The sequence below is a fragment of the Parafilimonas terrae genome, assembly GCF_900115755.1.
In the GTDB taxonomy this organism is placed as follows: Bacteria; Bacteroidota; Bacteroidia; order Chitinophagales; family Chitinophagaceae; genus Parafilimonas; species Parafilimonas terrae.
This window is the reverse complement of sequence record NZ_FOXQ01000010.1, coordinates 163,174-185,437: the sequence shown is the minus strand read 5'-3', so window position 1 is coordinate 185,437 and position 22,264 is coordinate 163,174. Positions and strand designations below refer to the sequence as shown.

Sequence of the window (22,264 nt, the reverse complement as noted above, 5' to 3'; positions counted from 1 at the left end):
AAGGCCGTATAAAGCCCATGGTTAAAAAAAAGCAGGTTATACAATCCGGTGCCTGGCAAATGCTTAATGTGTGTGTTAAGGTATTTTCCCAGTTTGGCTATTATGCAGTTATGGCAAGGCTGCTGCAAAAATCTGAGCTTGGTATTTTCGCACTGCTTAATTCTTTCATGAATTTCGGCAACATGATTGGCGATGGCGGTATGGGCGATGCTTTGCTTCAGCGAAAAGAAACAGAAAAGCAGCACGTAAATGCGGCATTTTTTTCAAGCATGTTGCTGGCAGCCATTATCTACATAGCTATTTTTATTCTTGCGCCATTTGCTGCAGAATTTTATAATGAACCGCAGCTTACATCATCACTGCGCATATTCAGCGTTATCTTTTGGTTTGCCGCTATGTATTCGCCATCTTTCGCCATGCTGCAAAAGAATTTCAGGTTCAAAAAAATTTTTGTTGCAGATGGTGTAATGCTGCTTTTATCAAACGTGCTGGGAATTATCCTGGCTTACAAAGGTTTTGGTGTAATGTCGCTCGTTTGGTCGCAGATATTTTATTTCGGCGCAGAGTTGCTCACACTTTTATTTTATTATCCCTTGCCGCTTAAGCTTGGTTTTACAAAAAAGCACTGGAAAGATTTAATTGGTTATGGTTCCGGCTTAACGCTTATCCGCGTGAATAATTACATCGTAAATTTTGGGATTATACTGGAAGTGGGCAAGCTCGTAAGCGCCGCCGTATTAGGCGTTTTCGACCGGAGTTTCCGCATCATGAATATTCCCCAGCGCTTTTTTTACGACATGGTGCAGCGGGTAATGATGCCGGCCATGGTAAAGAAAAACGACAATGAAAAAGGAACATATAAAGTATTTTCGAAATCGCTTTCATTAATTAATTCTGCGCTTGTTCCGCTAACAGTTTTTCTTGTCATTTTCAGTAAACAGGTTGTGCTTATATTATTGGGAAGAAAATGGCTGGATGCTGTTCCGTTGCTGCAGGTATTTTTTCTCAACTTACCCTTGCGCACAACGGCAAGCCTTGGTGATACCTTGATGCGGGTGCATGGTTTAATAAGGCTTAATCTCATCAGAAAGGTTCAAAATTCTGTTATCATTTGTGTGCTTATTTATATAGGTTATGTATCAGCAGGTTTAACGGGCATTAGCTGGAGCATTTTTGTTTCCACTTTAATTTCTTACGTAATAATGATTGCCATTGTTAGAAAAAGAATTTTTCAAAACGACTGGCAATCGCTGGTATTCAGGCCTTATTATAATGGCGTTTTACTGAGTATATGCTGGGTAATTCCGGCTTATTTGCTTTACCGCTTATTACATATATTTATTGCTGATGAAATTATTGCATTTTCAGTGTTATGTTCTGTAACAGGCGTAGCTGCGCTGGCTGCATTTATCAGGAAGCCTAAATTGCTTGGCAGTGATATAGTGTATATACAAAAAGATTTTTTGCAGATGTTTAAGAAGAAGAAAAAGAAGCAAAAAGACCAGTCAATAATTACAGGCCAGGAACAATAAAAATTAGCAGATAGTATTATTTACAATTAAATAATTTTATTGCCGCATGTACGGAGGATATTCAAATAATTTACAACAATCGCATGGCAGCGGTATTTATGTTGGCGGAAAAGAATTATTATTTCTTGGGATACTGTGTGCGATAGGCCTTACACTTTATATCTCGCTGATTAATTTAACTTCAGCGCCGCTGGTTTTGCTTACCATTCCTTTGGTTTTATACGACCGTGCTTTTATGTACCCGATGTTTATGACTATTTCATTATCTCAGGGTGCATTTACCGATACCGCTACATCGGGTGTGGGAACTGCTGATGCTTCTTACGCAGAAAGTTTAACCATTGCCACCATAGCGCCCATACTTGCCTGGGACTTGCTTTCTCAAAAGAGTAAAATGGTCCCGTTCCGGTTTTCAATCATTTACCTGTTCTTCCTGGTTTTTGTTTTCATGGGCATTTTTGTTTATTACCAGCATCCCCAAAATTTTGAGGGCCTTCCCGCAGGAACCGGAAAAAATGCGGCTGCTTTTCATAGTATTGTCAAGATGATAAAACTGGTTTTTTACCTGTTTTTCCTGAGGGTGCTCATTAATTATCCAAAAGAAACACTTTATAAGATTCCCGAATACACGCGGCGCTGTATGCCTTTTATCATCATTCCTTTAGGCCTCAATTTATTGCTGAACGGAAGGGTGCAGAACGGTGCAGGCTATTCGGGCACTTTACAGTTGGGCGATGTGCATCACGGCACATTTACTTCAACTTTATGCGCCTTGTCCATTTATATGTTTATAACGCTGTTCAGCCGCAAACCCAATATTGGCTTCTTTACGCGTTTCTTCGCGTTTGGAACAATTGTTTTGGTTGGCATTATGATTATGATGATGGGTTCAAGAAACGGCCTGCTTTCATTCATGATACTTTGCGCTGTTGGCGTTTATATTCACCTGGTAAGGCGGAAAATCGATTTCCAGTTTGTTATTGTTTCTGTATGTTTTATCGGCGCTGTCATAGCCTTGTTGCTGTCGCTTAACTCCCCCACGTTGCAGCGTGCTATTTACATGACCGATACAGAAGGTGGCGGCGACCGTACTTATTACTGGTCTGCCGGCGCACAGGCGCTTAGTACGTCTCCTATTTTTGGCATGGGCGGCGATGAAACGGCCTCTATTGCGGCGGTGGCGCGGTATGCACCTGCTATGGTGGAAGACAGGATTATGCACAACACTTATCTTGAAGCCGCTGTTGAATACGGTTTAATTGCTGCTTTGCTTTATATAGCATTTGTGTTGTTTGTTATAAAATGGTCATATCGTTTATACAAATTTTCCCTCGACCGGCAGGATATGGTGCTGGCAGCGCCGGGGTTAAGCTATTTAATTATGATGATAGCGGCATTGTTTGTAAGCAACCTCTGGGATACCAGTATCTGGTACACCGTAAGCATAATTTTTGCACTTGCCATACGGTTTGTTTACCCGCAATGGTCAGATAAACGGCGCATTAATACAAAGCTTTCATTCGAACAAATGGCCTCGCAGGTAAGGGTGGGGCGTTTATAAAATCAGGCGGTGATTATTGTGCATTGATTTATTGAACGTTTTGAAAAGAAATATTCAATAATCATTTTGCGTACATTTTATAATCGGGTATTGATTGTTGTTTATTGAATATTGATTATTTACAATTTTCCTCCAAATCAACAGTATTAAATCAGGCAATTATTATTTTCTTCTTTCCACCATTTCTCCACAGTGCAAATTGTGTGAATTTAGGCCTCTGTAATTATACTTATGTTCGCAGGCACATTTTGTATATATACGGATATTCTATTTCGATTCGTTATTAGTAAGTAAATTTTTAAGGTATGAAACGCCCATATAAAATTTTGACACACGAGGGGATGTTTATTGGGCGGGCAACTTGCCTGGTTAAAAATAAAAAATGAACAGATGAAACTTAAGCAGCTTGAAATAAAAGGTTTTAAAAGCTTTGCCGATAAAACCATCCTGAATTTTGATGAAGGTATTACGGGCATTATTGGGCCGAATGGTTGTGGCAAAAGCAATATCATCGATTCCATTCGCTGGGTAATTGGCGAACAAAAAATTTCGCAGCTAAGAAGTGAAAACCTGGAAGCCCTGGTTTTTAATGGTTCCAAAACCCGTTCGGCCAGCGGCCTTGCAGAAGTAAGCCTCACTTTTGAGAATACAAAAAATCTGCTTCCTACAGAATTTAATGAAGTAACCGTTACCCGCCGCTTCTTTAAAAACGGCGAAAGCGAATATCGTTTAAATGATGTTGCCTGCCGTTTAAAAGATATTCATAACCTCTTTCTCGATACCGGTGTAAGTAATGATAGCTATGCTATTATTGAACTGGGCATGGTGGATGATATCATCCGTGATAAAGATAACAGCCGCCGCCGTATGCTGGAGCAGGCTGCGGGCATCACTATCTATAAAACGAGAAAGAAAGAAGCCAAACAAAAACTGGATGCAACAGAAGGCGATTTAAACAGGATTGAAGACTTGTTATTCGAAATTCAAAACCAGTTAAAAGTTGTAGAAAGCCAGGCTAAAAAAGCAGAGAAATATCATGAAATAAAGAAAGAATATAAGCTGGTTTCCATTGAACTGGCTAAGGCTGCATTGGAAGGTTTTAATCTTACTTATAAAGATCTCAACAAACAGCAGGAAGATGAAACAGATAAAAAGCATGCCCTGGATGCTGAAATAGCAACCGGTGAAGCTGCACTGGAAAAAGACCGCGTTGATTTTCTTGAACAGGAAAAAGCTTTACAGGAACAACAACATAATTTTAATGAGCTGGTGCAGCAATTGCGTACGAAAGAAAATGAAAAAAACCTTGCATCGCAAAGCCTGCATTATTTAAAAGAAAAAGATGCTTCTTTAAAAGAATTTTTGGAACGCGCTACAGGTCAGTTGAAGAATATTGAAGATTCCATTCAATATACGCAATTGCAGTATCAGCAAGAAGAAGAAGCATTGCAGCAACTGAAAGAAAAGCTTGATGTAACACGCACGGAAACAGATGCCAAACGCACTTTACTTGATGAGAAACGTTCATCAACAGATAAAGTGCGCAGCGCTCACCTGCAAACACAACGCAGGCAATTTGATGCAGAAAAAAAACTGGCTGTAGCGGAAACATCTATTCATAATTTACAGAGAAGTATAGCACAGGTTGAACAGGAACAACAAAACCGCTCTTACCAGGTACAGCAACTGGAAACAGAAGTGGCTGCCAAAGCGCAGGACCTTGAGGAAAGGCAGCAAACTTTACAGCAGTTAAAAGAGCAGCATGAATTAACAAGACAACAGATATTACAATCTCAAAGCGAGCTGGAATCGTTGCGGGCAAAGCTTACTGAAGAAAACCGTAAGTATGATGCAAAACGTAATGAACACGATTTGCTGAAGAGCCTTGTGGATTCAATGGAAGGCTATCCTGAAAGCGTGAAATTTCTGCACAATAATGGTCAATGGAATTCAAAAGCGCCGATTCTTTCAGATATAATTTATGTGCAGCAGGAATACAGGACTGCACTGGAAAATGTGTTAACGCCTTATCTTAATTATTATATTGTAAACAACCTGCAGGAAGGTTTGCAGGCTGTAGAACTCCTCGATAAAAACAAAAAAGGAAAAGCGAATTTTTTATTGCTTGATAAAATTGCCAATATCAATATAAATGCGCAGCAGCCGGAACATACCATTAAAGCAATGGATGTGATTGAAGTGGATGAACAATATAAAAAGCTTGCAGAATATTTATTGGGCAATGTATTTATTGCAGAGAATGAAGACGCGGTAAACAATGCCGGCGATGATGTGGTGGTGCTGGAACGTTCTGGTAAATATGTGAAAGGAGAGTACACGTTAAGCGGCGGCAGTGTTGGTTTATTTGAAGGTAAAAGAATAGGCCGTGCAAAAAACCTTGAAAAGATGCGGGAAGAAATTGCGGCGCAGGAAAAAATAGTGAATGAATTAAAGACTGCTATTCAGCAAAAACACAACGAAGTAATTGGTTATAACGAGCAGTTGAAGGAAAATCTCATCAAACAAACAGAGAATGAAATAAACCAACTCACCAATAATCTTTTTGCTGCGCGCAACAAAATGGAAAACCTGCAAAATACACAGCAGAATGCAGCTAATCAATTAGATGATATGCAGGGCCGCCTGGAAGGTGAGCAGGACATTGTAGAAAAATTGCGTGAAGAATTTATTTTACTGAATGAAGAATTAAATGCCACTACAACTGCAATTAAAGAAGCGGAGGAAGCTTATAAAATTGCCGAACAGGAATACCGCGCTGTATCTGGCGTGTTTAACGAAACGAACCTTGCATTTACACGTTTGCAAAGCAAACTGGGTGCATTGCAGCAGGAAGTAAATTATAAACAAAACCAGTTGAAAGAACTGCATACGCAAATAGAACAGAATAAAACGCAATTGGAAGAAGTGAGCGGCCAGATAACAGAAAGCGCAGAAACGCTTGCTTCAACAGAAGAAACTGTGCATACTTTATTGCGCACAAAAGAAGTGGAAGAGAAGAAGCTGAATGAGGCGGATGCAGCTTATTATCATCAGCGCAATGCCTTGCAGGAAAAGGAAAGTTCATTGCGTCACATAACAAAAAGCCGTGAAATAATAGACCAGCTTTTAACGGAAATAAAAGATAAGCTGAGCGAGCTGAAACTAAACCTTGCAGGCATGCGTGAGCGACTGCATGTTGAATTTAAGATTGACCTCGATGATATTCTTGACGAACCACGTACATCGGATTCATCAACCGAAGAATTACAGGCTTCATCTGACCGCATGCGCAAACGCCTTGAAAATATTGGCGAAGTAAACCCTACGGCTATTGAAGCTTTTGTTGAAATGAAAAAACGTTATGAATTTATCCTCGAACAAAAGCAGGATCTGGTAAGTGCCAAAGAAAGTTTGTTGCAAACTATTGAAGAAGTGGAAGCTACAGCAAACCAACAGTTCCGTGATACGTTTGATAAAGTGCGTGAGAATTTCCAGCGCGTATTTAAAGCTTTATTTACTGAAGAAGATACAGCTGATTTAATACTTGAAAATCCCGATAACCTTGCTGAAACAGGCGTTGATGTGGTCGCAAAGCCTAAAGGTAAAAGGCCATCGAGCATTACGCAGTTAAGCGGTGGTGAAAAAACCTTAACGGCAACGGCATTGCTGTTTGCCATCTATCTTATTAAACCTGCGCCTTTCTGTATTCTTGATGAAGTGGATGCGCCGCTGGATGATGCCAATGTGGGCAAGTTCACCAATATGATACAACAGTTCAGCGATAACTCACAGTTCATTATTGTAACGCACAATAAAACAACAATGAGCACGGTGGATGTTATTTATGGCGTTACCATGCAGGAGCCAGGTGTAAGTAAATTAGTACCGGTGGATTTCAGGAGTTTGAATTAATGTGAAGTTGTTATTCCATTTCGCTCTTGCCTGTTTAGAGTTGCATTCAATCAACAACACTGTACGTCATTCCCAGTAGGTCAGGTAAACTGATTGAAGTTTGAAATACCCCTTCATTAATAAATCACCTATAAATCATTGTTAAGAAGTTTTAAATATTTGAGGCAGATAAATTCGTCGTTTTTTTTAGTTTCAGCATTAAACTGCACCAACAAATCATTTCTGTCTTTCAGAATGTCTTGCATAGCTCCAGAAGTTACTGTAATTGCTTTTTGCGTATTCTTGTCTATTGCATATAAAAATCTGAGTGTGGCTAATCTTGCCCCATTAATTGCACCACCAGTTGCATTCCAACCATTGCCAGTCGTCTTTAATTGTTTCTTTTGCTCTGCAGCATAGTTAGACAATCCGGCTTTAACTATTAAATATTTTCCATCTGAAATTATTGGGGCATACCATGTCTGTATTGAAAATTTCAGGCAATTTATGTAAAGTGTATCACCGGTTGAATAGGCCCATATCTCTTTTTTTATAGTTTTTTTTGACACAGAGCCATTATTAGATTCAAACTTATAATCGTTGCCGCCATTCATTTTAATATCAAAGTCGGTTCTTTTAATAATTTCAAGTTCCAGTTGTTTTGATGGATTTTTATTACTGATTTCCTCAAAACTCATATAAGCTCCTTTAGGAAAATGATTTGCCTGTGTGTATGATACTGTGCTGATTAAAAAGGGCCACGATAGGGCTACTAATTTTTTCATCATTTCTTAATTTTTAAATAATTTAAGTTTAGAGTATTTTATAGTTATTGCTTGACAAAGATTTAAATTCTAATGTATTTCCCAAAAAAACTATTCAAAATAATAGGCAAAGAATAGAACAGATAACTCTGGCTGTCATGGAAATATATTGATGACAGTAATGCGACGTAACCATGTTTAATCGCAGTTCGTTTGTCTTTAAAATAATTCAGACAATTTTTAAATAACAGTCGTTAAATTGCTGCAATGAAGAAACTACTGTTATTCGCTGCAGCATATTTTTTTTGCGCAGGCCTCCAGGCGCAGCAGCCTGTCGTTAATCAACCTATTCCTTCGTCACGGCAACTGGCATGGCAAAAGCTTGACTACTATCTCTTCGTTCACTTCGGGCCAAATACATTTACTGATCTTGAATGGGGTAAAGGCACAGAGCCGGAAGATGTGTTCAACCCAACAGACCTTGACTGCGGGCAATGGTGCCGCATTGCAAAAGCAGCCGGTGCAAAAGGCATTATCATCACGGCAAAACATCATGATGGTTTCTGCCTCTGGCCAAGTAAATATTCAACACACACGGTGGCGCAAAGCAAATGGAAAAACGGCAAGGGCGATGTATTACGTGAACTAAGCGATAGCTGCAAAAAATATGGTTTGAAGATGGGTGTGTATTTATCGCCGTGGGACAGAAACCATCCAAAGTATGGAACGCCGGCTTATAACGATGTGTTTGTAAATATGATGAAAGAAGTGGTAAGCAATTACGGCCCTTTCTTCGAGTTTTGGTGGGATGGTGCCAATGGTGAAGGCCCGAATGGAAAAAAGCAGGTGTATGACTGGCAACGTTTTAAGCAAACCATGCGCAGCATTGCACCGAATACAGTTGTGTTCAGCGATATTGGCCCTGATGCACGCTGGGTTGGAAATGAAAAAGGTTTTGCAGGCGATCCCAACTGGAATACTTTGGATACGATTGGTTTTACACCGGGCTTGGGTGCTCCGAAACAGGATACTTTAAATCATGGCAATGTAAATGGAAAAGTGTGGATTCCTGCTGAGTGTGATGTGAGCATAAGACCAGGCTGGTTTTATCATGCGGAAGAAGATGAAAAAGTAAAGTCGCCGGAAGAATTGTTCCAGTTATATTTAAAATCTGTTGGGAGAGGAGCAAACCTTTTGTTGAATGTTCCACCAGACAGGAACGGGCATTTTAATGTCCATGATTCTGCTGCATTGATCGGGTTTAAAAAATTAAGGGATGAAAGTTTTGATAATGCATTAGCCGATAAAAAGTTTGCAGCGGCTTCATCAACTTATGCCATACAATTGAATGGTAAACAAAAGCTCAATTGTATTGTGTTGAATGAAGATATTGCCACAGGCCAGAAAATAAAATCGTTCACTATTCAGCTTCGTTTAAATAATGGAACCGTAGAAGAATTGCACGGCAATACAGTAGGTAAAAAAAGAATTTATACTTTTCCTGCTATGGAGGCTGACAGCTTTATTGTTAAGATTGATGATGCTAAAGCAACACCATTGTTAAATGAAATTGCAGCGTATAATATTGATGAAAATTTAATTGAGAAGCCTTAACGGTAGCAATATATTTATACATAATCGTTGGTTGCATGGCTTTAAACAGTTCAGGAATATTTTACCAACAATCCTGACAAACAAGTGTATTATAAAAAGGTTATTTGAAAAGTATTACATTTATGTTCTCAATCCTCTCTCAATTCTTCACACATAAATTGTATAATATGAAAAAAACTTCTCTTACAGCAAAAATTTCCCTGCTTGCAATCGTGTTCAGCGCCGTATCACTCACGTCATTCGGCCAGGAAAAAAAGAGTATGACTATTAGTGGCGAAGTATTGGATATGGCCTGTTATTCTTCTTCCGGCGCCAGCGGCGAAGCGCATAAATCCTGTGCCGCGGATTGCATTAAAGCCGGCTCGCCTATGGGCATTCTCACAAGCGATGGCAAAGTGTATCTTATTGTTGAAGATCATAATAAGAAAGATGCTTATGCAGAAGCTAAAAAACATGCTGGCGAACAAATAACAGCAACCGGCGCGTATTCTGACAGAGGTGGTGTTAAAACTTTGATAGTGGATGATGTGAAGCCAAAAAGTTAGAAGATATCAATATAACAATCATAAACAATATCCGTACCCTGTGTTTTATATGTCGGGCTAACCCCCACCGGTATGATAACTTTTACCGGCCTGGTACGGGTATAACATTTTGCCGCTGCATTTGTGTTTGATAGCTTTATTTAAATGAAGCGTTGTAACTGTTTGATGCCATCGCACAGAACGGTTGAGTTTTATTCCTTGCAGATATTTATTATACCGGATTATTTTAACTGCTGCAATTTTACCAATGATATTTCTGTATAATCTTTAATAATTAAGTCCGCGTCATGCAAATCTTCAGCCGTGTGCGTTGTCGTTAACGCCACCACCTTCATACCGGCTGCTTTTGCAGATTGAATACCTGCCAGCGAATCTTCAAACGCAACACATTCCGAAGGAACAGCATTTACAGATATTGCTGCTTTTAAAAATATTTCAGGATGAGGCTTGCCTGTTTTTATTTGTGTTGAATCAATAACGCTGAGAAAATAATCTCTTATCGGGATATGCTCAAACATAAAATTAATGTTGGGAATTATGCCCGATGTGGCAACCGCTTTTGGAATTTTTGCTTTTTCGAGTTCGTTTAAAAAATCAATCAAACCATTAACAGGTTTTATATGCGGCGCATATAACTCTCGGTATAACCCTTCTTTTTCATTGGTGTATTTTTCAATTTCTTCCGGGCTTAGCGTTGTATTAAAAACATAATTAAAAATTTCACGGTTCATCCTTCCGTTGATATGCTGTTTATATTCTTCGAGTGAAAAGGCTTTGCCTGTCTTCTGATAAAATTCCTTGAACGCTTCAATGTGATATGGGTTGTTATCTACCAACGTACCGTCTAAATCAAATATTACTGCCTGTGGAAACATAGTTTTTATTCTAAATAACTTTTGGAATGCTTGAAACTTTCCAAAAGTTTGGTTTTTATATTTTATGGTTCATGGCATCGTTAAATGCCTTGCTTTTATTTTTTGCAATACTCAGCGATTGCCAGTTTTCATTTTTTATCAGTTTGCCTATATAAACAATCTGGCCTACATGACTGCCATAATGATCTATCTGTCTTATGATAGCATCAACAACCAGGTGCGGTTCATTGCGTATGGTAATTGTTTTTATTACATCTTCCGGCTTCAGGTTTTCAAGCGTTGCTAAAACGCAGGCCCAGCCTTTATTCCAGGCATTTAAAACATCTTCCTTCGTTGATAAATTATTTTCAAATTCAGCATCTCTTTCACGCCAGGGTTTTTCTCCGTCTTCCGTTAAAAAGTTTGTCCAGCGGCTAAGCATATTGCCACTTACATGCTGCACAATTACAGCAATGGAATTGCTTTCTGCCGAAGGCTTAAAAAACAAATCTTTTTCATCAAGCTGAGCAAATGTTTTATCGCCAAGTGATTTTTGTGCTTTGAATTTTTTTATGGATGATTGTAAAAAAGCTTCTTCAGTATTCATGGTCTTTCATGTTTTGGATAACTTTTGAAAGGTTCTAAACTTTCAAAAAGTTTAAAGAATTAATACCCGCTTACACTGTCATCACCACGCTTATCGGCAGCGGCTTCACGTGTTCCATCAGGCAAGATTTTTATTAATTCAGTTCTGCCGATTGCCCTTAACGTTATCAGTTTATAACCCATATCTTTTAGCTGCTTCACTGTTTCTTCATTAAAATCCCTTTCAACAGATACCGTATCAGGCAGCCATTGATGATGGAATTTAGGCTTGTTCACTGCATCATTTGCGTCCATATTAAAATCAACAATATTTACAATGGATTGAAATACTGAAGTGGTAATGGTAGTGCCGCCCGGCGTGCCCACAACTATGAAGGGTTTATTATCCTTTAAAACTAATGTTGGCGTCATGGAACTTAACATGCGCTTGCCCGGCTGAATAGCGTTGGCATCGCCTCCAATGGCGCCAAACATATTTGGTACGCCGGGTTTAATGCTGAAATCATCCATCTCATCATTTAATAGAAAACCTGCACCGCCCACAACTGTCCTGCTGCCGTAACTGTTGTTCAGCGTTGTGGTAACGGCCACCATGTTGCCATCTTTATCAATAATACTTATATGCGTTGTCTGATCGCTTTCATGCACATTACCGGCTTTAATGTTTGCGCTCACACCTGATTTTGTGGAATCATAATCACTCATTCTTTTTTTAAGATAAGCATCGCTCAATAAAATATTCTGCGGCACATTCCAGAAATCAGGATCACCCAAATGTTCGGCGCGGTCGGCATAAGCGCGGCGTTCTGCTTCAATCATTAGCTGCACGCTTTTTACGGTTTGAAAACCATAGCTGCTCACAGGATAGGGTTCAATCATTTTGAGCATCTCACCCAAAATAATACCACCACTGCTCGATGGCGGCATGCTTACCACATGATAACCGCGATAATCAAATTCAACCGGCTTGCGTGGCTTGCACACATAATTTTTTAAATCTTCCAAACTCATAATGCCTTTGCCACGCTGCATTTCTTCCACAATCAGTTTGGCCGTTTCACCCTCATAAAAACCTTTGGCGCCATTATCACGAATACGTTTTAAAGTTTCCGCAAGTTCAGGCTGGTATAAAGTATCGCCTTCTTTCCATGCTGTATTCTTTACAAAAGCCGTGGGCTTCGTACTGTATTTTATAAAATCGTCTTTGTTGCTGTTTAAACCATCAGCTTCACGTTTGGTAAGCACAATACCTTTTTCTGCAAGTTCTATAGCAGGCTGGATCAATGTTTTAAAAGGAAGTTTTGCATATTGATGTTCTGCAAATAATCCCGCAACAGTTCCGGGCACGCCTGCAGATAAATGCCCGTTCTGCGACCAGTCTGTTCTTGCATTGCCGGCAGAATCGATATACATATTCCTGCCGCCTTTTAGCGGGGCCATTTCACGATAATCCAATGAAAGCAAAGAGTCGTTTGCCAACCTTGCAACAGTAAAACCACCACCGCCGAGATTACCCGCTGCAGGATGAACAACAGCCAGTGCAAGCTGGGTTGCAATCATGGCATCAAAAGCATTACCGCCTTTTTTTAATATAGCAAGCCCTACTTCGCTGGCCAAAGGATGTGCACTGGCCACGCAGCCATTGTTTACAGAAACATTTTTAGTAATGGTAAAATGATAGGGATCAATTTCTTTGCCCGGGCCAACTGTAATATTTGAAGATGTGCAGGAGTAAAAAATAATACTTGCACCAAGAATAATGAACAGCCATTTTTTCATGTGTTCAAACCTAAGAAAAAAATATTGGCGGCTGATTAAAATAAAAGGAAATACTTAAATATTAGTGTTGCAATAAATAGAGAAGAAATAAAGATGGATTGCTGCTAAATATCTTTATAAGCAATCCTAAAAGTTCCAGTCAACCACGCGGCGCAGGTATTTTTTATCCTGTATAACCCAGGTTACTTCATAACGGCCTGAACCTTCGCCGTTCACCATATAGATGTAATATTTACGCTTATCCGGTGAACGATAAACGTTACAAAAAGTTTTTTGTTTTCCTTTTGCATCGGTATAAAAAAGTTTGGGCTCATAGAGATCGAAGAAAGCCGTTTGCGGTACAATAACAGTATCGCTTTCAATGATGGCAATAACTGAAGTTATAGTGCGTTTTGGCACTTTGTGTTCGGTGCCCCAGAAAGGTTTATTGTCTAACTTAACTGCATACTTATCGTCGTACCAGCTTACTTTATGTTTGGTTGCATCAAAGCTGCCTGTCGTAATTTGTATAATTGCCGTATCGTTTGAAAATACAATAGTATCGTTGCTTACGCTTTCAAGCGGAACAGCGTCAAGCCTGTGTTTGGTAAGGCTTTCACTTATACCGCCAAAAGTAAATTGCGACAGGTCGGCACGAATATCTTTCTCCTGCATCTTTAAAAAGTTATCCCGTTTTGTGCGATAATCAGGAATGTCATCCTGCGCAAAAACATTATATACAATGCAGCAAAACAGTATGGATAAAACAGTGCGCATAAGCTTATTATTGTTGCAGGTTTTTTAGCATGTCTGCAGTTATTTTTTCAAGATCATATTCATGTTTCCAACCCCAGTCTGTGTGGGCAACAGCATCGTCAATGCTTTGGGGCCAGCTGTCTGCAATGGCCTGCCTGTAATCCGGCTGATAAATTATTTCAAATTCAGGAATATGCTTTTTTATAGAATCCGCAATTTCAGCAGGAGAGAAGCTTATGCCTGAAATATTATACGATGTGCGAATTGAAATTTTATCTGCCGGCGCTTCCATCAATTCCATCGTGGCGCGAATGGCATCGGGCATATACATCATGGGCAGATACGTATCTTCTTTTAAAAAACTTGTATATTTTTTATCTTCTATGGCATCATGATATATTTCAACTGCATAATCCGTGGTGCCGCCGCCGGGGTCTGATTTATAACTTATAAGGCCCGGATAACGCAGGCTTCTTACATCCACACCAAAACGTTTGTTATAATAATTGCACCAAAACTCACCTGCATATTTACTAATGCCATAAACGGTTATGGGCTCAATTATAGTTTGCTGCGGGCAATTTTTTTTGGGTGATGTCGGGCCAAAAACAGCAATGCTGCTTGGCCAGTAAACCTTTTGCAGGTTTTCTTCACTGGCAATATCCAGCACATTTAACAAGCCCTGCATATTGAGGTTCCAGGCAAGGTTTGGATTTTTTTCACCTGTTGCAGAAAGGATGGCGGCAAGCAGATATATCTGTGTTACATTCTGGCGGATTACCTGCACGTGCAGCATTTCTTTGTTCATTACATCGAGTGAAACATAAGGGCCGGTGCCGTGCAGCAACGGGTTTTCTTCACGCAAATCGCTGGCAATAACATTGGCGTTTCCATAAATTTTTCGCAATGCCATAGTTAGCTCCACACCAATCTGGCCGCTGGCGCCTATCACCAAAATTTTTTCCTTTACCACAAAGAAGTATTTATTGTTTTGAAAGCAGCAAACCTAATGAAAGATTAATTTCGATATTACGGCTTTAAAAAATATTAACTGCTGTGCTGCCGGTTTATGCAGTATCTCTTTTTTATATCTTGTGAAACTAAAAGCACTAAAATGAAATACAGCCTGCTTTTCCTGTTGATGATGTGTGTTGCCTGCAATAACAGTAATGTTGAAACCTATGACAATGCAGATACAATAAAGGATTATAATACGGGCACTTCATCGCCTGCAGAAACTATATCAGAATGTTATGAAAATATAAATGGCAAAGACACGGTGTTTTTAAGCATCTTCAGCCAATCGAAAGTTATTACAGGTTCGCTTGTATATAATTATTATGAAAAGGATAAAAACAGCGGAACTATCAAAGGCAACATGTATGGCGACACTTTAATTGCCGATTATATTTTCAACAGCGAGGGCATAACATCAACGAGGGAAGTGGCCTTTTTAAAACGGCAGTCTGCTTTTATTGAAGGCTATGGCGATATGCAGGAAGAGGGTGACAAAATGGTTTTTAAAAACAGGAGCAACTTAAGCTTTAGCGGAAAGCCATTGCGAATGGTTAATTGCAAAGAAGAATGATAAGCATTTAATATAATTGCGTGCTTGCAGGTAAAGCCCGGAAGCCTGGATGAAATTAATTTTTCGGGCCTCCGGACTACTTAGCTTTCTGTTTTAAATTAATATCCGTCTCCATCAAGCATATTGCCAAACCTTCCTAAAATACTGCCTTCTTCTTTGCGTTTATAAGTGCCGTAAGCCAGTATGCGGGAGGCCAGCCTGCTAATGGGCAATGATTGTATCCACACTTTACCAGGGCCGCGTAAAACCGCAAAGAACAAACCTTCACCACCGAATATAGAATTCTTGATACCACCGATAAACTGAATGTCGTAATCAACGCTGCCACTAAAACCAACGATGCAGCCTGTATCAATTTTCAAAGTTTCTCCGGGCATTAATTCTTTCTCCTGCACGAAGCCACCTGCATGTAAAAAAGCCATGCCATCGCCTTCTATCTTTTCCATAATAAAACCTTCGCCGCCAAACAAGCCGGTGCCAAGCCTGCGCTGAAATTCAATGCCAATACTTACGCCTTTGGCAGCGCATAAAAAAGCATCTTTCTGTGCAATTATTTTTCCACCCAGATTATAAAGATCAAGCGGTACAATTTTGCCTGTATAAGGTGAGGCAAAGCTTACATGTTTTTTACCCTGCGATGTGTTCGTAAAAGCTGTCATGAATAAATTTTCACCCACCAGCATGCGCTTGCCCGCACTAAATAATTTGCCCATTAAACTGGTATCTTGTTGCTGGCTGCCATCGCCAAAAATGGTTTGCATGCTGATGCCGTCATCCATCATCATAAAAGCGCCGGGCTCTGCCACTGCTGTTTCTCCGGGATCAAGCTCTACTTCCACATACTGCAGTTCTTCACCAAAAATTTTATAATCAATTTCATGATTGCGTATCATATCAAATAATTTTTCAGCGAATGTAAAAAAACATTTTTCGCATGCCTGCAAACTCTTATGCAAACGGTAGTTTTTATGTTTAACAGTTTATCAGTGCTTACACCTCTTACCTCACACCTCACGCCTGTATCAAGCATCTTCCAAAATTTAATTCACGAATCAGCGTTTTTATGTAAGGCATTAATCAGTTAATATTGTAATCAAACAAAAAATAAATAATGAGTTCACCAAAACTTAACCGTTCACTTGGTTTGCAACTGGTAATTGTGCTTGTAATAGGAAATATTATTGGCTCCGGTGTATATAAAAAGGTAGCGCCCATGACAGCAGAATTGCATTCTTCAGGCTGGGTGCTTATTTGCTGGGTGCTTGCAGGTATTATTAGTTTGTTTGGCGCACTATGCAATGCTGAAGTTGCCGGCCTGCTTGCTGATACGGGTGGTGAATATTCTTATTATCAGAAAATATACAACAAGTTTTTTGCCTTTTTATTTGGATGGAGTTTGTTTGCCGTGATACAAACCGCTGCTATTTCTGCACTGGCGTATGTATTTGCAGAATCGCTTAACAGCGTTGTGCATTTCCCGGAGCTGCTGCCTTCGATGGCTGATGTAAGCATTGGCGGTGTATTTTATCCCTTTGCAGATTTAAGTGTTAAGCTGGTTGCTATCCTGCTGATTATATTGCTCACATGGCTAAACAGTCTTGGCATTAAAGCAGGTGCTGAAGTAAGCATGGGTATATTAATCTTAGTGTTTGGCAGCATCTTCACGATAATTGTTTTTGGCCTTGCCAGCGATGTTGCTGATACAGGCCGTATATCTATGGCGGTTGATAATAATACACCTGTTACTGTGAGTGCTGTGTTTACTGCAATGCTGGCTGCATTCTGGGGTTACCAGGGCTGGGCTTCTGCGGGTTATGTTGGCGGTGAAATAAAAGATGCCAAACGCAATTTGCCGCGGGGCATTGTTATCGGCATAATAACAATTATTATTCTATACCAGTTGGTAAATGCAACTTATCTTTCTTTATTATCTATTCCTGAACTGGATGATATTTATAAAGCCGGTAATAAAATTGCGGCTATTGAAGCAGTAAGAAATTTTTGGGGCGATAACGGAGTTTTATTTATTTCTGTGCTCATCGTTATTACAACATTAGGTTGTTGCAATGCAACTATACTGTCAAGTTGCCGAACTTATTTTGCTATGGCAAATGAAGGGTTGTTTTTTAAAGGGGTTGCGAAATTAAATAATAAACAGGCGCCTGTAAATTCATTATGGGTGCAGGGTGTTTGGGCTTGCATATTGGTATTATCCGGCACTTTTGATCAATTGACTGACATGATCATTTTTGCCGTTTTTATTTTTTATGGAGCTACAACATTAGGCGTATTTATCCTGCGTAAAAAAATGCCTGATGCACCGCGGCCTTATAAAGTATGGGGCTATCCCATAGTGCCTGCTATTGTGGTAATCTTTTGCGCCGTGCTAATTGTAAACACGGTATTCAGCCGCCCGAGGGAAGCAGCCATCGGTGCTGCTTTAATGCTTACCGGCGTGCCGTTTTATTACTGGTTTAAGCGCAACAATAGTACAGTTACAGGCAAAGATTAGGTATGTTGTAATGCCGCAGTGGCGCCAGGATGAAGCCGGGCATATACATCTGTCAATTTCTTTACAGCTTCTTTTCCTTTGCCACCTAAAGCAATGGAAAAATCATTTACATATAAATCAATATGCTTGCGCATTACATGTTCGCTCATTTCCTGTGCATGCAGCCTCACATAATCACTTAATGTTTTATAGTTGTGTTTAAATGAATATTCAACACTTTGTTTTATTAAACTATCCACGAGTTTTAAAACATCTTTATCTATATGTTTTTTTGCAACGATACCACCTAAGGGAATAGGCAATTGTGTTGTTGTTTCCCAGTAATCGCCAAGGTCAATCAGTTTATGCAGGCCTTTGTCCTGGTAAGTAAACCTGTTCTCATGAATAATCACACCCGCATCAACCTCCCCGTTTAAAACGGCATCTTCAATTTGATTGAATACTTTAAATACTTTGTTTTTTGCGCCAGGAAATGCCAGTGAAAAAAGCATGTGCGCTGTTGTATTTTCACCGGGAATAGCAATGCGCTTATCATTTAAATTATTTGTATCAATGGGTGATTTTGCAATTAACAAAGGTCCAACGCCTTTTCCCAATGCGCCGCCACTCTCCAATAAAACATAATTATTTAAAACCAGCGGCAATACGCCATAACTTATTTTACTTATATCCAGCTTTTGCTGCAATGCCCAATTATTAAGCGTTTGCACATCTTCAAGCACTACCTCAAAATCAAGATTGCCTGTATCTATTTTTTTATTTACCAATGCATCAAAAATGAAAGTGTCATTGGGACAAGGTGAAAACCCAAGTGTTAATTTCATTTGTATAAGTTCGTTTTTTCAATGGTTTTATGGAACACGGTAATATGCTTTTGTTTTGTGAGAAAGATTTGGTGCAGATGTTTCACATACACAACTAAGCCATTTTATAAAGTTTGTGAATATATTTTATCAGCGCCGTATTAAGATTGTCCAGCGCTTCCCGCATCAGCCATTTGCTTTTATCTCTTTCTCCAACATAATTGCTTAATGCACGTATCTGCATAAACGGCGTGCCGGTGCTGCGGCACACATAATGGAGTGCAGCACCTTCCATCGATTCAGTTATAGGATCAAATTTTTTGACAAGCTGTTTTATACGCTCTTTGCGTGTAGTGATTTCATTTACTGTAATACCTTTTACCGTTTTTAATTTCAGCAAATTGAATTTTTCTATATGCTGATTAGGCAACGCTGCCTTTTCATAAGGATGATAGTTTGACCTTTCCAGCTTCATGTTAAATAAGTCGCGCCATTTGCCATTTTCTTCAACGCCAATATCTCCTGCAAGGTCTTTTTCAACTGCTACAATTTTGCCCAAATCGATGGAGGTATCAAAACACCCTGCCAGGCCTGCCTGCAGTAATAAATCGGGCTTTTCTTCCAGCACCAATTTTGCCAATGAAAATGTTGATGCCAGCATACCCACACCCGACTGGTGAAAGTAAACTTTAAACCGCCTGCTTTTTTCAGTATATAATTTATCAAGCCTGGTAAAGCATGGCATCCATTCGCCAACTGTGGCCGCCGTAATAAATACACGCATAACGGCCAAATTTCGGGATTAATGTTAAAAGCCGCCGGTAAAAAATACTGAAAGTTTTCAAGGCATCATGCTGAATGCGCCTCTTGATTTTTGCCACAAACATGAATTTTATTTTTAATTTGGCATGATTTTGATTTAATCAATTGTGCTTTTTAAATTGATTAACTAAATTCTGAAAAGCTTTATATATGAGTACCAAAAAAATTTACCTTTTTATTTGCCTGGCTTTTTGCTCCCTGCTTTTTACCAATTGTCGCAGCGGTCTTGTTACAATGACCAACGCCTGCTACAATGCTATTAAGGAAGGCAGCGCTTACAATGATGCAGGCAACTACAGCGACGCTGCTGACAAGTTTAATATAGTGCTGAAAAAATGTGATGCTTATGATGCCAAGGAAAAAGGTTATGCAGGCCTTGCAACCGCATATAATGGAATGCAGCAATACAGTGAAGCATTGAACGCTGCTAATGCCGGTTTAAAAATAAGCAGTACAAGTGTTGAAAATATGTTTCAAAAAGCAGCGGCTGAACTGGGTTTGAATATGCAGGCTGAAGCAAAAGCAGATTTTGTAAAGGTGATTGATATGACAACGAAAAACAGGAATGTAAAAGACCGCGCTACCATTTATGCAAAAATAGCAGAGCTTGACCTTAAACAAAATATGTACAGCGATGCCATGAACAATGTGGATGCTGCTATACAAACTGATAATACCAATGCAGATTTTTATATACTCAAAGGCGATGTGTATGCCGAACAAAGCATGTACAGTGATGCTATAACCGCTTATAACCAGGCCGTATCTTATGGTGGCAACAGCGCCAAGGTTTGGCAGGCAAAAGTGGAAGCCGAAGTGAAAATGATGCAGAAAAAATATAATGCAGGTAGCAATACTTCTGATCTTGCTGCAAAAATATCTGCTTCAGACAAGCAAATGCTTTGCACTGATATTACACAAGCCAAAAATTATGGCGTGAATGTGCAAAGCATAGACCTGCTGCAATTAGCAATTTGTAAATAACTCTAACAATAATAATCAAATCATGAAAAAGATATTTGTTTACGCCTGGATGGCTGCACTCATAATTTCCGGATGCAAAAGCATGAATAACACACAAAAGGGCACAGCTATCGGCGCCGGTGCCGGTGCTGGGGTGGGTGCAGCAGCAGGCTCTGTAATTGGTGGTAAAAACGGTACGGCCATTGGCGCTATAATTGGTGCTGCTGTTGGCGGCACAGGTGGTTATTTAATTGGCCGCAACATGGATAAACAGGCAAAGGAAATAAAACAAAAAATTCCTGATGCACAGGTAGAGCGTGTTGGCGAAGGCATTAATGTGACCTTTAATTCAGCTTTATTGTTTAAGATCAATTCAAGCACACTAAGTGATTCTGCAATGGCAGGCCTTGATAAAGTAGCTGAAGTGTTTGTAAAATATCCTGAAACAAATATCCTGGTGGAAGGCCATACCGATGACACTGGTACTGATGCTTATAATATGCAGCTTTCAGAAAAAAGAGCAGAATCCGTAACAGATTATCTTAAATCAAAAGGCGTTGCTGCCAACAGGTTTACAGTTAAATGGTATGGTGAAGCACAGCCTAAATATCCTAATACCAGCGAAGCCAACCGCGTATTAAACCGCCGTGTTGAACTTGCTATTGTGGCAAATGAAGAAATGAAGAAAGATGCAAAAGACGGATCGCTTGATTCATCAAATTAATACATAAGCTGTGAGCCTTTAACGGGCTCACAACTTATTATTCAATCCCTTTTACCTGCATGTCAATTACATAAACGGATTTGGAGGCAGTGATAAACAAAATGTTTTTATCCTTTCCTCCAAAACATACATTGGCCGTCCAGTTTTCCGGCACATCAATATGTTCAATTTTTTCACCGGCGCTGTTATAAACGATCACGCCTTTGCCCGTTAAATAAATATTGCCTTTCTCATCAATTGTCATTCCGTCTGATGCCTCGTTTGCAAATAGTGTTTTATTGCTTAACGAACCATCAGCCTGAATTTCATAACGAAAAGTTTTGCCCACGCCCATATCGGCCACATATAAGTATTTTCCATCGGCAGTGCCTGTAATGCCATTGGGTTTTACAACAGTGCTGTCAACCAGCACCAGCTCTTTTTTACCGGGCGGAAGAAGATATAATTTTTCACCACCTAAAGCGGTATCAGGTTTTGTGCGGCTCCAGTAATTGCGCCGGTAATAAGGATCTGTAATGTACATGCCGCCAGTTTTCCTGTTCACCCAAACATCATTCGGGCCATTTAAAATATGGCCATTATAATTGCTCGCCAGGACAGTAATTTTTTTATGCTTATTAATTGCAACGAGTTCATTGTTTTCATCAGCGCAGCTTATTAAATTTCCTTTGGCATCAAAATACATCCCGTTAGAACGTTTTGCACCATGCATAAACAATGAAAGTTTGCCGTTAATATCATACTTCCATATGTTGTCTTTTGGCTGATCGGTAAAATATATATCGCCGTTTTTATCGGTTGCCGGCCCTTCGGTAAAGGAGAAATTACTGTCAATTAAAATTAGTTCAGCGCCCGGCATTGTTACCTGTGCTTTTGCAGGGAAAGCAAAAGCAACCGGCAATAAAAGAAAGAATATGCTTTTCATCATAAAAATTAAAGTTTTGAAATTAGTAACTTCTTTTTGAAACCTG

General features: G+C 39.5%; 19 protein-coding genes. 9 read left to right on the top strand and 10 right to left on the bottom strand.

Features of this window, described 5'->3' with window-relative positions; translation table 11 throughout:
* The first annotated feature begins 17 nt into the window (after positions 1-17).
* The 3 genes from BM015_RS15965 (at position 18) to smc (ending at position 7,005) form a co-directional block, all read left to right on the top strand.
* Positions 18-1,532 (top strand): lipopolysaccharide biosynthesis protein, encoded by a 1,515-nt coding sequence (locus tag BM015_RS15965; RefSeq protein WP_090660738.1) that lies wholly within the window; start codon positions 18-20, stop codon positions 1,530-1,532.
* A 46-nt stretch (positions 1,533-1,578) separates the two neighbouring features.
* A complete protein-coding gene (locus BM015_RS15960; RefSeq protein WP_090660735.1) occupies positions 1,579-3,093 on the top strand; it encodes an O-antigen ligase family protein in 1,515 nt (504 codons plus the stop codon).
* Positions 3,094-3,483: 390 nt separating this feature from the next.
* Positions 3,484-7,005: a chromosome segregation protein SMC gene (gene smc / locus BM015_RS15955; protein ID WP_090660793.1), complete on the top strand. Its 3,522-nt coding sequence runs from the start codon at positions 3,484-3,486 to the stop codon at positions 7,003-7,005.
* Positions 7,006-7,133: 128 nt separating this feature from the next.
* Here smc and BM015_RS15950 read toward each other — a convergent pair whose 3' ends face one another.
* Positions 7,134-7,772 (bottom strand): DUF6563 family protein, encoded by a 639-nt coding sequence (locus tag BM015_RS15950; RefSeq protein WP_143075897.1) that lies wholly within the window; start codon positions 7,770-7,772, stop codon positions 7,134-7,136.
* 243 nt (positions 7,773-8,015) lie between these two features.
* On the opposite strand from BM015_RS15950, the gene BM015_RS15945 reads away from it, so the two are divergent.
* Both BM015_RS15945 and BM015_RS15940 read left to right on the top strand, forming a co-directional pair.
* Positions 8,016-9,362 (top strand): alpha-L-fucosidase, encoded by a 1,347-nt coding sequence (locus BM015_RS15945; RefSeq protein ID WP_090660730.1) that lies wholly within the window; start codon positions 8,016-8,018, stop codon positions 9,360-9,362.
* A gap of 167 nt (positions 9,363-9,529) precedes the next feature.
* Entirely contained in the window at positions 9,530-9,907 is a 378-nt protein-coding gene (locus tag BM015_RS15940; RefSeq protein WP_090660727.1) for a hypothetical protein, read from the top strand.
* Between the two features lie 221 nt (positions 9,908-10,128).
* On the opposite strand, the gene BM015_RS15935 is transcribed toward BM015_RS15940, so the two are convergent.
* The 5 genes from BM015_RS15935 to BM015_RS15915 form a co-directional block, all read right to left on the bottom strand.
* On the bottom strand, positions 10,129-10,782 hold the full coding sequence (locus BM015_RS15935) for an HAD family hydrolase (protein ID WP_090660725.1): 654 nt from the start codon (positions 10,780-10,782) through the stop codon (positions 10,129-10,131).
* Between the two features lie 55 nt (positions 10,783-10,837).
* The gene (locus BM015_RS15930) at positions 10,838-11,368 is read right to left on the bottom strand and encodes a DUF1572 family protein (protein WP_090660722.1); all 531 of its coding nucleotides are present in this window, start codon (positions 11,366-11,368) and stop codon (positions 10,838-10,840) included.
* 59 nt (positions 11,369-11,427) lie between these two features.
* Positions 11,428-13,146 carry a gamma-glutamyltransferase gene (gene ggt / locus BM015_RS15925; RefSeq protein ID WP_090660719.1) on the bottom strand — a complete coding sequence of 573 codons (1,719 nt, stop codon included), beginning with the start codon at positions 13,144-13,146 and terminating at the stop codon, positions 11,428-11,430.
* Positions 13,147-13,272: 126 nt separating this feature from the next.
* Positions 13,273-13,902, bottom strand: coding sequence for a hypothetical protein (locus BM015_RS15920; RefSeq protein WP_090660717.1), 630 nt, complete (start codon positions 13,900-13,902; stop codon positions 13,273-13,275).
* A gap of 7 nt (positions 13,903-13,909) precedes the next feature.
* The gene (locus BM015_RS15915; protein WP_090660714.1) at positions 13,910-14,854 is read right to left on the bottom strand and encodes an NAD-dependent epimerase/dehydratase family protein; all 945 of its coding nucleotides are present in this window, start codon (positions 14,852-14,854) and stop codon (positions 13,910-13,912) included.
* Positions 14,855-14,995: 141 nt separating this feature from the next.
* Between BM015_RS15915 and BM015_RS15910 the strand changes: the two genes are divergently transcribed.
* On the top strand, positions 14,996-15,469 hold the full coding sequence (locus BM015_RS15910) for a hypothetical protein (protein ID WP_143075896.1): 474 nt from the start codon (positions 14,996-14,998) through the stop codon (positions 15,467-15,469).
* A 98-nt stretch (positions 15,470-15,567) separates the two neighbouring features.
* Here BM015_RS15910 and BM015_RS15905 read toward each other — a convergent pair whose 3' ends face one another.
* Positions 15,568-16,362 (bottom strand): TIGR00266 family protein, encoded by a 795-nt coding sequence (locus BM015_RS15905; protein ID WP_090660791.1) that lies wholly within the window; start codon positions 16,360-16,362, stop codon positions 15,568-15,570.
* 218 nt (positions 16,363-16,580) lie between these two features.
* Between BM015_RS15905 and BM015_RS15900 the strand changes: the two genes are divergently transcribed.
* On the top strand, positions 16,581-17,981 hold the full coding sequence (locus tag BM015_RS15900) for an APC family permease (protein WP_090660707.1): 1,401 nt from the start codon (positions 16,581-16,583) through the stop codon (positions 17,979-17,981).
* Here BM015_RS15900 and BM015_RS15895 read toward each other — a convergent pair.
* Both BM015_RS15895 and mqnB read right to left on the bottom strand, forming a co-directional pair.
* A complete protein-coding gene (locus tag BM015_RS15895; RefSeq protein ID WP_090660705.1) occupies positions 17,978-18,805 on the bottom strand; it encodes a 1,4-dihydroxy-6-naphtoate synthase in 828 nt (275 codons plus the stop codon). The genes BM015_RS15900 and BM015_RS15895 overlap by 4 nt on opposite strands.
* Positions 18,806-18,899: 94 nt before the next feature.
* Positions 18,900-19,568 carry a futalosine hydrolase gene (mqnB, locus tag BM015_RS15890; RefSeq protein ID WP_090660702.1) on the bottom strand — a complete coding sequence of 223 codons (669 nt, stop codon included), beginning with the start codon at positions 19,566-19,568 and terminating at the stop codon, positions 18,900-18,902.
* A gap of 188 nt (positions 19,569-19,756) precedes the next feature.
* Here mqnB and BM015_RS15885 point away from each other — a divergent pair, with 188 nt between their 5' ends.
* Together BM015_RS15885 and BM015_RS15880 are read left to right on the top strand one after the other, a co-directional pair.
* Positions 19,757-20,590, top strand: coding sequence for a tetratricopeptide repeat protein (locus tag BM015_RS15885; protein WP_143075895.1), 834 nt, complete (start codon positions 19,757-19,759; stop codon positions 20,588-20,590).
* 22 nt (positions 20,591-20,612) lie between these two features.
* On the top strand, positions 20,613-21,293 hold the full coding sequence (locus BM015_RS15880) for a YiaD family glycine zipper/OmpA-like lipoprotein (RefSeq protein WP_090660698.1): 681 nt from the start codon (positions 20,613-20,615) through the stop codon (positions 21,291-21,293).
* A 37-nt stretch (positions 21,294-21,330) separates the two neighbouring features.
* Here BM015_RS15880 and BM015_RS15875 read toward each other — a convergent pair whose 3' ends face one another.
* On the bottom strand, positions 21,331-22,221 hold the full coding sequence (locus BM015_RS15875; protein ID WP_090660787.1) for an SMP-30/gluconolactonase/LRE family protein: 891 nt from the start codon (positions 22,219-22,221) through the stop codon (positions 21,331-21,333).
* Positions 22,222-22,264 lie beyond the last annotated feature (43 nt).